Here is a 12,485-nt window from a genome sequence, read left to right on the forward strand (position 1 = left end):
GGCGATGCTTACAGAAACGAAGAATTGTGGAAAATCTGGAATATGGGGAGGGTTAAGGGAATGTACCGGATTCTTATTGTAGAGGATGACGCTGCTTTGCGGCAGGGACTTAAATACGCTCTAAAAAAGGAAGGGTATATGACAGAGGCAGCGGGCAGCCTGGAGGAATTAAAGTCAATGTACAGAATAAAGGCAGATGCGATTCTTTTGGACGTGACACTTCCGGATGGAGACAGTAGAGAGTACCTGGAGGTACTAAGGAAAACAACAGAAATCCCAGTGATATTTTTGACTGCGCGTAATACAGAAAAAGATATGATAAAAGGATTTGATGCCGGCGCGGATGATTATGTGACAAAACCGTTTTCTATTCCTCTTTTGACCAGGAGACTAAAAGCGCTGCTGAAAAGAAGCTCTGTAAGAAGCGATGGCAGATATAGTGCGGGAGATCTGCTCTATGATTTTGAGAAAAAGATTTTGTTTAAAAAGGATAAGGAAGTCTCGCTTAGCCGGACAGAATCAAAAATTCTAGAAACTTTGATACAGAATCGCAATCAAGTTTTGACATGGGAGACATTGCTGGAAAAGATATGGGATATTGACGGGAATTTTGTGGATAAAAATACTTTGAGCGTGAATATTTCCAGGCTTCGTGATAAAATTGAGGACGATAAAAGAAATCCGGAATGGATATTGACTGTTTTCGGAATCGGGTATAAATGGAGTGACAAAAATGCAGAGCAGCAGTAAAGAAATAAGACTTATAATAAGTATTACAGCGGGGATATGGTGCATATCCCTGCTTGTATTTTTATTCATTGGATTTAAAACAGGGGCATCTTTGTTTTTGACAGCGGTATACGGAGTGTGGAATTTGGTTATTTTTGCCGGCGCTTATTGGAGAATCTCCAGGAATATAAATCAAGTTTTGGGAAAAGTCGACAACTGTATCCAAAGTATGATAGACGGAACACCTGTAAAGGAATTTTCGGCAACAGAGGAATCCCTCCTTGGAAAGTTCCAGACACAAATTGAAAAACTGTATTATATTTTAAACAGCGCGAAGGATAGGGAGAAAACAGCGCATGAAGAGATAAGCGAATTGGTGGCAGATCTTGTCCATCAGGTAAATACTCCGCTTACAAATATTCAAATGTATTGCAGCTTTCTTACTCAGGATACTCTTTCTGATAAAGAAAAGACCCAGATATGCGGGGTGATTGATTCGCAGGTAGAAAAGCTGGGGTGGTTTGCAGAAGGGTTTACAAAGACGGTCAGGCTGGAATCAGATATCAGAAAGCTGGAACCAAAGAAGCAGCCAATCCTTAATATGGTGCTTTCGGCTGTCGACCAAATATCTTTGAAGGCAAAAATGCAGGGAAATGAAATCTGCTTATCCGGAGCACAGGATATAGAGGCGGTATATGACAGAAGATGGACGGAAGAAGCACTTTTTAATATTTTGGATAATGCGGTGAAGTACGGACAGAAAAATATGCCCGTTCAGATTTATATGGAAGCATATGATTTATTCGCCAGAATTGATGTGACAAACTACGGAACAGTCATACCAAAAGAGGATTATACGAAAATATTCCAGCGATTCTACCGCGGAAAAAACGCGGCGCTTATAAAAGATGGAGTGGGACTTGGGCTGTATCTGGCGCGTGAAATTATTACAGGGCAGGGAGGCTATCTGAAAGTAGAGAGTAAAAAGGAAACAGGGAACATATTCAGTCTCTTTTTGAGAATGGAGAAGTAAGGGCGAAAGATTATCCCCCTGGCGGGCTTACAGGTAATCATTTTATCCGGTATACTTATTGTGAAAATGAAAACAAGCGTGTCTTATCAGGAGGATAGTATGAAAAACAGAAGGAAAGCAGCACTTGTTTTGCTTTGCGCGGCGGCGCTTACGATTACTGGATGCAGTGGTTCCAGTGATTCCGGCACTTCTTTGGCACAGAAGGAAGAGGCAGGAAAAAGCGCAGGAAGCGAGGCGGCCTCAGAAGTGACGATTGGATTTACCAGTGAGGGAGACTCTTTTGATCCTTGTACGGGCTTCGGCTATACAGGTTCACCTCTGTATTCAAATTTGGTGAAGGTAAATGGAGAGAATCAACTGGAAAATGACTTGGCTGTCTCGTATACAGTAAGCGAGGATGGGCTTGTCTGGACTTTTAAAATTCGTGATGATGTAAAATTTACAAACGGGGAGCCGTTAAAGGCGTCGGATGTTGCGTTTACTTTTCATACGACAAAGGAAAAGGCAACGTATATGGATTTAACGATGCTGGAAAGCTGTACGGCGGTGGATGATACTACAGTGGAATTTAAACTTTCTAAGCCTTGTGTAACCTTTATCTATACAATCGCTCAATTAGGAATTGTGCCGGAAAGCGTATACAGCGACCAGTTTGGTCTGGAGGCAGATCAGGTGGTTGGCTCCGGCCCTTATAAACTGGTGCAGTGGGATAAAGGCCAGCAGTTTATTTTGGAAGCAAACGAGGAGTATTATGGAGAACAACCACAAATAGAACGGGCGATCGTTCTGATCCAGGAGGAAGAGGATGTAAGGCTTGTGGCGGCACAGGCCGGAGAGGTTGACATTGCTCTGACTTCTGCGACTCTTGCAGCAACAGAGATCGAAGGCATGCATGTAGAGGAGGCAGAGTCTGTAGACAACCGGGGGATTACGCTTCCCACCGTACCAGATACAGGAAAAGTAACAGAGGATGGGTATAAAATAGGAAATAATATTACCTGTGATGTAAATGTAAGAAAGGCCCTAAGTTATGGGATTGATCGTGAGAAGATTATTACAGAAGCGTTGAATGGATATGCAGCTCCGGCTTATTCGGAATGTGACGGTATGCCTTGGTGGAATGAAGCGTGTGTGATTGAGACAGATATTGACTATGCCGTCGCACTCCTGGAAGAATCCGGCTGGATAGATACAGATGGAGACGGGATTCGTGAAAAGAATGGTGAGGAGCTTGCATTTCATCTGATGTATTTCGCAGGAGATTCTATGCGGCAGGCAGTTGCTATGTCTGTGGCAAATCAGGCCAAAGAGAATATGGGATTTGCTATTACTGTAGAGGGTGTGAGTGCGGATGATACTGTGAAAAGAATGTTTTCCGAACCTATGATTATGGGATGGGGTTCTGACAGTCCCATGACTTCTTATATGCTGTATCACAGCAGCAATGCAGGAAAGACGGATTTTTATAATCCAGAATTTTATACGAGTGAAAAGACCGACGCATATCTGGATGCAGCAATGAATTCCATTTCCATTGAGGATTCTTATGAATGGTGGCAGAAAGCACAGTGGGACGGAGAGACAGGGACATCTATGAAAGGTGAAGCTCCCTGGGCATTCTATGTAAATATGACACATTTGTATTTTGTCAAAGACGGTTTGGATATTGGAAAACAGAGAATCCATGCACATGGGCAGGCGTGGCCACTGATTGCAAACCTTGCGGAGTGGACTTGGGAGGCATAGAGAGAAACTTTTATGAAGAAGAAATATTATCTGAAATGCACAGGAAAATATTTGTTCCGTATGATAACTTTGCTGATCGCAGTCAGTGTGATTAGCTTTGTACTCGTCAGCCTGTCGCCGGTAGATCCGGTACAGCAATATGTAGGGGCCGTGCCGAATGTCAGTGTGGAGCAGAGGGCAAAGATTGCAGAATACTGGGGGTTAAACGATCCGCCTGTGGAACGTTTTTTTGCCTGGGCAGGTTCCGTACTGCATGGAGACTTTGGGGTGTCTCTTTTATACAGACGTCCGGTACTGGATATTATTGTGGAAAAATTTGGAGCATCATTAGCGCTTATGATGACAGCATGGATATTTTCTGGTGTATTAGGGTTTGCCATAGGTTGTGTTATGGGTCTGTTTAACGGAAGATGGCTGGACAAAATTTTAAAGAAGGTATGTTTCGTGATGTGTTCTATCCCCACGTTTTGGATTGGGATAGTGTTCCTTATGGTATTTTCCGTCATGCTGGGGTGGTTTCCATTTGGGATGAGTGTACCAAAAGGAGTTCCGGCAGACGAGGTAACTATTTTACAGAGAATACATCATCTCGTGTTGCCAGCTTTAACATTGAGTTTTCTATCCTTTGCGAATGTGGCGCTCCATACGAGAGAAAAGCTGGTGGATGTGTTAGAGAGCGACTATGTATTGTTCGCGAAAGCAAGAGGAGAGTCGAAGTGGAGTGTGTTAAAACGACATGGACTGCGCAATATTCTGCTTCCCGCAGTAACGATGCAGTTTGGCTCCTTTAGTGAATTGTTTGGCGGGTCAGTGTTAGCAGAAAATATATTTTCATATCCAGGATTAGGAGCAGCGGTTTCAGCGGCAGGAATGTATTCGGATGTGCCTTTGCTTTTAGGAATTACGCTATTTAGTACGTTGTTTGTCTTTGTAGGAAATATGCTTGCAAATATAATTTATGGCATTGTAGATCCGCAGATAAGGGAGGGCTGCATAAAATGAATCTCAACCGGAGAACGAAAATGATTGTGTTTGTCGGGGTGATTTTTGCTGTATTAGCGGCGGTGTATCTCGCGGGACTTTTTATCAGTGATGATTTCATTGCGGCAGATTTTTCGCAAAAAGGCTTGAAACCCTCCTGGGAACACCCCTTTGGGACGGATATGTTAGGGAGAGATATGTTGGCGCGAACGATGAAGGGGCTTTCCGTAAGTATTATCGTTGGAACAGTAGCTTCTACAGTCAGCGCTGTAATTGCCCTTATTGTAGGGGTTGCAGCGGCGTCAGGAGTGTCCTGGCTGGACCATTTTGTGAATTGGATGATTGATTTGGTTATGGGGATTCCACATACTGTGCTGTTGATTTTAATTTCCTTTGCCTGCGGAAAAGGATTAAAGGGGGTACTAATCGGTGTTGCCATTACACATTGGACAGGACTTGCGCGTATTATCCGGAGTGAGGTGCTGCAAATCCGATCCCAACAGTATATTGAGGTATCCAGAAAGCTGGGACATTCCAGCAGGTGGATTACAGTGCATCATATTTTACCGCATATGGTTCCACAGTTCTTGATCGGATTGATTCTTATGTTTCCCCATGCGATTATGCATGAATCAAGTTTAACGTTCTTGGGATTTGGACTTCCGCCGGAACAGCCGGCCATTGGAATTATTTTGTCTGAATCTATGCAGTATCTGTCTGCAGGAATGTGGTGGCTTGCCTTTTTCCCCGGACTTATGCTGGTAATCATTGTACTGCTGTTTGACAGGCTGGGAGAAAATCTAAAGAAGATTATGGATCCATACAGTGCACATGAGTAAAAGGAGGATACGGAAGATGAAAGAAGCTATTTTATTAGTAAAAGATTTGTCAGTATCTTTCCATATGTATGATGGTGGGCTGGAGCAATATGATTTGAAAGTCATTTCTAACTTGACGCTGGATGTGCGGCCAGGGGAAATCGTTGCCATTGCAGGATCCAGTGGAAGTGGGAAAAGTCTGTTTGCTCACGCGGTTATGGGACTATTGCCGGAAAATGCGGTTATGACGGGGAAGGTTTTCTATAAAGGAAAAGTGTTGTCCCAGAAAGACAAAGAAGCGCTGCGTGGGACAGAGATGGCGTTGGTTCCCCAGTCGGTGTCCTATTTAGATCCACTGATGACGATAGGAGCACAGGTGCGGGGAACAAAACCGAACCGGCAGATAATAAAAGCACAGAAGGAAATTTTTAAAAGGCTTCATTTAAAGGAAGAAACAGAGAAACTATATCCTTTTCAGCTTTCCGGAGGAATGGCAAGGAGGGTTCTGGTTGCAACCGCGGTGTTAAGCGGGGCGCAGTTGATTATTGCGGATGAGCCTACCCCTGGGCTGGATTTAGAAATGGCATTGGAAGCATTGCAGGTTTTCAGGGAATTAGCAGACGCAGGGAAAGCGGTAGTTCTAATTACCCATGACATTGATTTGGCATTTCACATTGCAGACAGGATTTCTGTATTTTATGCCGGAACAACAGTGGAAACAGCGAAAGCAGCAGATTTTTTAAAAGGAAAAGAAACTCTTAGGCACCCATATTCTAAGGCGCTTTGGGAGGCTTTGCCACAAAATGGTTTTAAGCCTATTCCTGGCTTTCAGCCCTATGCAAAATATTTACCTAAGGGCTGTCTATTTTCTCCTAGGTGTCCTCTTAAGACAAAAGAATGTGAGAACGAAATACCTATGACAGAGGTGCGGGGAGGATATGTGAGGTGTATTCATGCAGATTGAAGGAAAAAATATAAGCTTTCGCTACCATGAAAGAATGCCTTGGATTCTAAAAGATGTAAGTATATCCATAGAGGAGGGAGAGCGAGTAGGCTTAGTGGGCCCCAGTGGTTATGGGAAAAGTACGTTGATGCGGATTTTGTCAGGATATTTAGAGCCACAGGAGGGAAGCGTGCGATTGGATGGGAAGCCTCTGCCGAAAAAGGGGATTTCTCCGGTACAGCTTATTTATCAGCATCCAGAGAAGGCGATTAATCCCAGATGGAAGATGAAAAAAGTATTGGAGGAATCCGGTATGTTTCGGGAAGAGGTAATGGAGGCACTGGGAATCGAAAGGGATTGGCTGAACCGATACCCGCGGGAACTTTCCGGAGGAGAATTACAGAGGTTTTGCGTGGCGCGTTCTCTGTTCCAGGGAACACATTTCCTTTTTGCAGATGAAATGAGCACGATGCTGGATGTAATTACGCAAGCGCAGATTTGGAATCTGATGTTAAAAGAGGTAAAAGAGCGTCGGCTGGGACTTTTGATGGTAACGCATAATGCAGAGTTGGCAAAGAAGGTATGCACCAGGATTATCAATCTCAAAGAGATAAATCATATAGGGGAAAATGGAAACGGTGCGGGGTAATCCTGCACCGTAGATCAGCGGAGGGCATCTATAAAACGGAGAAATGCCTTTTTTCCCTGCGGAGTGTGTTTGTATACACCGGCATCTTCCAGCGCGCGGCAGAAGACCTTTCCGATTTCTTGCTGTAAAATATATGTAATATTTGAATCTGTAATATTCTGATATAAAGGAAGAAACTGCCAGGCCCAAGCAGCATGCTTGGCGATAACCGGATTATTGTATATATTACTTTGGTTCAGAATTGCTTCCTTTAGCAAGTCCATCTCTGTCTTTAGGCGGCCTGGAAGGACGGCAAGCCCCATAACTTCAATCAGGCCGATATTTTCCTTCTTAATATGGTGGAGATCTGTGTGAGGGTGGAATACACCGTACGGATATTTTTCCGTCGTGATATTATTTCGCAGTACAAGATCGAGTTCATATAAATTTCCATTTTTTCGTGCAATAGGAGTAATAGTATTGTGTAGGATACCGTCTGTTACGGCGAAAATGCCTGCTTTTTCATCTGAATAACAGCGCCATTTTTCCAGAATATGTGTGGCAAGGGCAATAAGCTTTTTTGTTTTCGTACTACAAAGGCGAATAACGGAAAGTGGCCACTTTACAATGCCTGCTTGCACTTCTTCATATCCAGGTACTGTAAAAGAGAAGGTAATAGGTGCTTTTGCCATTGCAAATGTATAGTTTCCGCCCTGGAAATGTTCATGGCTTAAGATAGAGCCTCCTACAATGGGCAGTTCTGCATTTGAACCAAGAAAATAATGAGGAAACATGCGGACAAAAGCAAATAATTTTTCAAAAGTAGATGTGTCTATTTTCATAGGAAGATGTTTTTGACTGAATACAATACAATGCTCATTGTAATAAACATAAGGAGAGTACTGAAATGCCCATTCCTCTTGATTAAGTGTAAGGGGGATAATACGGAGATTGTCACGTGCAGGATAATAACTCCTGCCGGCATACCCTTCATTTTCTGGACAAAGCAGACATTTGGGATAGGAGGAGGGGAGCTTTTTCCCAGCGGCGGCAATGGCTTTAGGATCCTTTTCCGGTTTAGAAAGATTGATGGTTATATCCAGAGACCCGTATTGGGTTTCTACACTCCATTTTTGATCTAGCTTGATCCGAGAACGCTGGATATAGTTGCTGTTCTGGCTTAAATTATAATAATACTTTGTCGCGGCTGCGGGAGAATGCTGATATATATGCCAGAACTTCTGCTGAATCTGCGCAGGGCGGGGCAGCAGACAGTCCATGAGCTTAGAGGCAAACGAATCACGGCAAGCGAATGTATCTTCGATCAGCCTTCTTTGAACAGCTTCGTCAAGTAGTTGCTTAAGTATATCTTCTAGAGAAATGTTACTTAGAGTGTAAGGAGTATCCTCGTAGTTTTCTTCTTTGAAAAGGAAGAGAATCCGATTGGTTGTATAAATTCTTTCCGTACGGGGTGTCAAACCCGTGTCAATTCCATACTGAACTAATTTTTTTACTGCGTCATAAAACATGGCAATGTACCTCCTTTTGTATGTTCTAAAAACTATACTCTAAAGAGCGCACCGCAATACATTCCCTTCGAGAAGAGAGGTTTTGCCCGATAAGGGATAGAATGTATATGTGTGGGAGGGGCGTAAGTCTTCTGCAGGTGGAGCTCTTTTTTTAATGATAATGCGGGAACCGACAGATGCATATAAAAAATACGTGCAATATTATGTAAAAATGTTGTTTATAGATTCTCGAAACGCTATAATAGAGGGCAGGGAGGCGGCATGATGACAGGTACATATAAACATTCATACAAAATGGGAGAACCCAGGCTGAATGCGCTTTCAGTTTATAATGTCGGATATCAGAAATGCGAACCAGAATATCAGTGGGGGCCTGGGATAAGAGATCATTATTGTATTCATCATATTTTGTCAGGGAACGGTTATTATTTTGCGAGAGGAACGGCCTGGCATCTACAAAAAGGGGATACGTTCATTCTGTATCCAGGAGAAGAGGTGCGTTATTATGCAGATAAAACAGAACCATGGGAATATGCATGGGTGGGGTTCATGGGGACAGAAGCGGGAGAGATAATCCGTAATACAGAGTTTGCCAGAGAGAAGCCTTATATTTTGAACGGGCAAATGCCAAACGAGGAGCTTCAAAAATGCCTTGAAAGAATTTATGATATAAAAGGAAATACGTATGAAGCATCTGTCGCGATGACGGGAGCGCTGTATAGTTTGTTGTCTGTATTTATAAGATATTATGATGATAAAGAGAGAACAAAGGATGTACAAATGTTGTATGTGGAGCAAGCCCAGAAGTATATTGAAAAGAACTATTCCTATTCAATAACTGTAGAGGATGTAGCGGCATATGTTGGAATAAGCCGAAGCCATCTGTTCCGTTCTTTCAAGTTGTATACAGGAAAGGCACCGAAAGAGTATTTGTCTGAATATAGGATAGAAAAAGCATGTGATCTTTTGACGGAAACGGAACTGTCCATTTCTGCAATTTCTTATTCGGTAGGCTTTGACAACAATCTTTACTTTTCGAAAGCTTTTAAAAAATATAGAAAGATAAGTCCGTCTGTTTATAGAAGACTTAAGAAAGGAACCAATAAATCATTTGGGGTACAGGAACGAAGATAGTGGCGCATAGAACAGCAGTGTTTGTGAGGCAGCAGAAGAAAAAGGAGGTGTTTGTATGCTGATAGCTTCAAATTTCCAGGCAGGCAGTGACAGCAGGGAGATACTGCCTATGGATAAATCTGCCCTTCCGTATGTCTGTATGTACAGAGAAATGAGCAAGTATGGAGACGGGACATTTCCCTGGCACTGGCATTCTGCTTTTGAAATAAACTATATTGCAAATGGAGAACTAGAATTTCGTACTGCGGATGCAGAGTTTACGTTGCAAAAAGGGGATGCGGTATTTATTAATTCTGGTGTAATGCATGCATATCGGACAAGGGTGGAAGTCAATTGCGAAATATTTGCACATTTATTTGAACCACATTTCCTGTCAGGAATGTATCATAATGCAATAGAAGAAAAATATATACTGCCGATCATGAACAACCAAGCGCTTCAGACGTTCCCGATACATCCGGATAGTTATGAGAATATCTGTATGACTGAAAAAATTTTGAAGATGATAGAGCTATCTAGAGAAGAGCCGTTTGGTTATGAATTAGAGCTTAGGACAGAGATGGGAAGATTTTGGTGTATGCTTCTAAAAGCAACGGAAGAGATACGCTCCTTAAGTATTCCAAAGAATAATACGGATGTGGAACGGGTAAAAGTTATGATGCAGTATATTCATACGCATTACGGAGAGAAAATCACGTTGGAGGATATAGCAGCTTCTGCCAGTATCAGTGCAAGAGAATGTACCAGATGTTTTCAGTATTGCATTGACAACTCCCCAGTAAACTATTTAAATTCTTATAGGATATATATGGCGGCGCAGATGCTTTTACAGACAGGGGACAATATTATTACTATCAGTGAAAACTGTGGTTTTAGTTCAAACAGTTATTTTGGAAAAGTGTTCCATGAGAGTATGGGATGTACGCCTATGGAATACCGAAGAGGAAAGAAGAATGCTTGATTTTATAATGCATTGTCTGTATTTTGCTATAATTTTGAAAAAGAGGATAGTGCCAGAATGGTAAAATAGAGCTAAGTTTACTAATTATACTGTCGGTATATGGAGATTGGCACACAAAAAGAAAACCGGAAGAAAGACTGTATTTTGCTATAATTTGTCTTTATTCCGGTTTCTTTTATCTCTGTTTCTTCCTATAATACAAGTAAGATAAAAAGTGATTTACCGGTAAATATAAAAGGAATAACCAATTATATTTAAGGAGGAAATAAGTATGTTAAATTATGTTGTGCATTTAAAAACTGTAAATGATTTTAGAAATTTTGCAAATCTCACAGTAAAATTTCATATCCGTGGTTATGTAAAGACAGAGGACTATTATGCAGATATGTACTGCCTATTGGATATCATGTCACATTGTCCTGTCGATAAGATGAATCTGGTTCTTACAAAATATAATGAAGAAGAAGTAACGGCGATAGAGACATATTTATACCAGACAGGACTGTTGGAAGGGAGAGGGTGCCAAAGAAGAGACTATGGAAAGATCGCATAAAGTAAATATTAAGAAGGATAATAATGCCCGGATGAAATGGCTATATTACGTCCGGGTATTTTTTTGTGTCATACATCCGACAAACGGTGCTGCGTGCCGGTGGCATGCATGTAATACGAACCGCAGTAGAGCAAAGACCTGCCATGCTTGCACGAGCAGATATTTACAGGGCAAGGGACAGCGAACAGCAATGCTGTAAGCTGACGGTGGTATCAAAGCGGATAGGGAAGGGAATCTTCCTCTATCCGATTGTTTACTTATAGGATCAGGGCGTTAAAAGGTAACTTTTGAAAATGCTTCCGGTAATTTTCACAAAAAGATAACTTGCCAGACGACTTTATGCGCGATGGAGATGAAACTCAAAAATCACGGAAGCCTTTGCTGACGTGATTTTCGTATTAAGAAGTTCATCGGAATGTTCCGCGCACCGGAGTCTGAAAAGTTACTTTTTGTGAAAAGTGACAAGAGAATTTAAATAAGTTACCTTTTGACACCCGAATCCTTATAGTAAAGAAAAGATACAATATATAGTACATGAAAATAAAAGAAAATACTGTATATTTGAGCGCGAAAAAACGTTTGAAAAAAAGTAAAAAAGTACTAGACAAGACGTGGGATTTCGTGTATATTAAATAGCGGACGTTTTGGAGAAGTACCCAAGCTGGCCGAAGGGGCTCCCCTGGAAAGGGAGTAGGTCGTTAGTAGCGGCGCGAGGGTTCAAATCCCTCCTTCTCCGTTTGTTCTGTTTTTTTGAAAATATATAAAAAATAGGACAGTGTATTAGGAATGTTAAGAGTAAATGAAAATATTAGTAACAGTTCAGCCATAAAGTGTGCGAGAGGCATAAAACATGCTTGCATGTTTTTGCGAATGTACATCTGTATGAGCTGAACGCCCGTCAATGAGCAAAACGGTGGCGACAGCCATAATAAGCACGCAGTGCGGTTTTACGAATGGAGCAGTTAAACTGTTACAAATATTGTAAAAAAGTTTGCGGAATATCTTGACAAGACAATACAAAAAATGCTAATATATTTGAGCTGACCCATGAGGGACAGCGAAAAGCAATAGCAAAAAAGAAGAAAAAAGTTCTTGACAAGTGATAACGGCTTTGATAATATAAAGAAGTTGTCGCTGGGAAGCGGGAACGAGAAGCACCTTGAGAACTGAACAATAGACAACAATCCTTGAAAATTCTAAGAGAGAAATTTTCGAACGGTCTGTATGGAATACAGACGAACCAAGAACAGTAAAAGGATAAGAATTAGCTAGAGGTTAATTCTGGTCCGGGCAAACAAAAAGAAGCTCCGACAGTTCTAAACATGTGGGAAACCGCGTTAAGAACATGGGGAGCGCAAACGAACAAGAGGCTTTTAAAGACGAAGCCAAAGTTCTACATGCGAGAGTTTGATCCTGGCTCAGGATGAACG

At 41.9% G+C, this 12,485-nt stretch carries 12 protein-coding genes and 1 tRNA gene; 12 read left to right on the top strand and 1 reads right to left on the bottom strand.

Annotated elements, in window-relative coordinates; genetic code table 11:
* Nucleotides 1-42: 42 nt before the first annotated feature.
* The 7 genes from H8S37_RS14485 (at nt 43) to H8S37_RS14515 (ending at nt 6,899) form a co-directional block, all read left to right on the top strand.
* A complete protein-coding gene (locus H8S37_RS14485) occupies nt 43-750 on the top strand; it encodes a response regulator transcription factor (RefSeq protein WP_243207205.1) in 708 nt (235 codons plus the stop codon).
* Nucleotides 734-1,762 carry a sensor histidine kinase gene (locus tag H8S37_RS14490; RefSeq protein WP_186876766.1) on the top strand — a complete coding sequence of 343 codons (1,029 nt, stop codon included), beginning with the start codon at nt 734-736 and terminating at the stop codon, nt 1,760-1,762. The genes H8S37_RS14485 and H8S37_RS14490 overlap by 17 nt, the downstream gene beginning before the upstream one ends.
* Nucleotides 1,763-1,861: 99 nt before the next feature.
* Nucleotides 1,862-3,508, top strand: a complete 1,647-nt coding sequence (locus tag H8S37_RS14495) for an ABC transporter substrate-binding protein (protein ID WP_186876767.1) — start codon at nt 1,862-1,864, stop codon at nt 3,506-3,508.
* 12 nt (nt 3,509-3,520) lie between these two features.
* Nucleotides 3,521-4,510, top strand: coding sequence for an ABC transporter permease (locus tag H8S37_RS14500; protein ID WP_186876768.1), 990 nt, complete (start codon nt 3,521-3,523; stop codon nt 4,508-4,510).
* Nucleotides 4,507-5,328: an ABC transporter permease gene (locus H8S37_RS14505; protein WP_186876769.1), complete on the top strand. Its 822-nt coding sequence runs from the start codon at nt 4,507-4,509 to the stop codon at nt 5,326-5,328. Before H8S37_RS14500 ends, H8S37_RS14505 begins: the two co-directional genes overlap by 4 nt.
* Nucleotides 5,329-5,344: 16 nt before the next feature.
* Nucleotides 5,345-6,271 (top strand): ABC transporter ATP-binding protein, encoded by a 927-nt coding sequence (locus tag H8S37_RS14510; RefSeq protein ID WP_243207206.1) that lies wholly within the window; start codon nt 5,345-5,347, stop codon nt 6,269-6,271.
* A complete protein-coding gene (locus H8S37_RS14515) occupies nt 6,261-6,899 on the top strand; it encodes an ABC transporter ATP-binding protein (RefSeq protein WP_186876771.1) in 639 nt (212 codons plus the stop codon). Before H8S37_RS14510 ends, H8S37_RS14515 begins: the two co-directional genes overlap by 11 nt.
* A 14-nt stretch (nt 6,900-6,913) precedes the next feature.
* Here H8S37_RS14515 and galT read toward each other — a convergent pair whose 3' ends face one another.
* Nucleotides 6,914-8,407 carry a UDP-glucose--hexose-1-phosphate uridylyltransferase gene (galT, locus tag H8S37_RS14520; protein ID WP_186876772.1) on the bottom strand — a complete coding sequence of 498 codons (1,494 nt, stop codon included), beginning with the start codon at nt 8,405-8,407 and terminating at the stop codon, nt 6,914-6,916.
* A gap of 264 nt (nt 8,408-8,671) precedes the next feature.
* On the opposite strand from galT, the gene H8S37_RS14525 reads away from it, so the two are divergent.
* The 5 genes from H8S37_RS14525 to H8S37_RS14545 all read left to right on the top strand — a co-directional run bounded on the left by H8S37_RS14525 (nt 8,672) and on the right by H8S37_RS14545 (nt 11,791).
* Nucleotides 8,672-9,541, top strand: coding sequence for an AraC family transcriptional regulator (locus H8S37_RS14525; protein ID WP_186876797.1), 870 nt, complete (start codon nt 8,672-8,674; stop codon nt 9,539-9,541).
* Nucleotides 9,542-9,596: 55 nt separating this feature from the next.
* The gene (locus H8S37_RS14530) at nt 9,597-10,502 is read left to right on the top strand and encodes an AraC family transcriptional regulator (protein ID WP_186876773.1); all 906 of its coding nucleotides are present in this window, start codon (nt 9,597-9,599) and stop codon (nt 10,500-10,502) included.
* A 271-nt stretch (nt 10,503-10,773) separates the two neighbouring features.
* Nucleotides 10,774-11,055: a hypothetical protein gene (locus H8S37_RS14535; protein WP_186876774.1), complete on the top strand. Its 282-nt coding sequence runs from the start codon at nt 10,774-10,776 to the stop codon at nt 11,053-11,055.
* Between the two features lie 65 nt (nt 11,056-11,120).
* Nucleotides 11,121-11,318, top strand: a complete 198-nt coding sequence (locus tag H8S37_RS14540) for a hypothetical protein (RefSeq protein ID WP_186876775.1) — start codon at nt 11,121-11,123, stop codon at nt 11,316-11,318.
* Between the two features lie 383 nt (nt 11,319-11,701).
* Nucleotides 11,702-11,791 (top strand) — tRNA-Ser (locus H8S37_RS14545).
* Nucleotides 11,792-12,485 lie beyond the last annotated feature (694 nt).

The organism is Mediterraneibacter hominis, assembly GCF_014287475.1.
In the GTDB taxonomy this organism is placed as follows: domain Bacteria; phylum Bacillota; class Clostridia; order Lachnospirales; family Lachnospiraceae; genus Mediterraneibacter; species Mediterraneibacter hominis.

Excerpts from the sequence above, each read along its gene's own strand:
- H8S37_RS14485 (WP_243207205.1), top strand. The coding sequence starts at position 43 with ATGGGGAGGGTTAAGGGAATGTACCGGATTCTTATTGTAGAGGATGAC.
- H8S37_RS14490 (WP_186876766.1), top strand. The coding sequence starts at position 734 with ATGCAGAGCAGCAGTAAAGAAATAAGACTTATAATAAGTATTACAGCG.
- H8S37_RS14495 (WP_186876767.1), top strand. The coding sequence starts at position 1,862 with ATGAAAAACAGAAGGAAAGCAGCACTTGTTTTGCTTTGCGCGGCGGCG.
- H8S37_RS14500 (WP_186876768.1), top strand. The coding sequence starts at position 3,521 with ATGAAGAAGAAATATTATCTGAAATGCACAGGAAAATATTTGTTCCGT.
- H8S37_RS14505 (WP_186876769.1), top strand. The coding sequence starts at position 4,507 with ATGAATCTCAACCGGAGAACGAAAATGATTGTGTTTGTCGGGGTGATT.
- H8S37_RS14510 (WP_243207206.1), top strand. The coding sequence starts at position 5,345 with ATGAAAGAAGCTATTTTATTAGTAAAAGATTTGTCAGTATCTTTCCAT.
- H8S37_RS14515 (WP_186876771.1), top strand. The coding sequence starts at position 6,261 with ATGCAGATTGAAGGAAAAAATATAAGCTTTCGCTACCATGAAAGAATG.
- galT (WP_186876772.1), bottom strand. The coding sequence starts at position 8,407 with ATGTTTTATGACGCAGTAAAAAAATTAGTTCAGTATGGAATTGACACG.
- H8S37_RS14525 (WP_186876797.1), top strand. The coding sequence starts at position 8,672 with ATGACAGGTACATATAAACATTCATACAAAATGGGAGAACCCAGGCTG.
- H8S37_RS14530 (WP_186876773.1), top strand. The coding sequence starts at position 9,597 with ATGCTGATAGCTTCAAATTTCCAGGCAGGCAGTGACAGCAGGGAGATA.
- H8S37_RS14535 (WP_186876774.1), top strand. The coding sequence starts at position 10,774 with ATGTTAAATTATGTTGTGCATTTAAAAACTGTAAATGATTTTAGAAAT.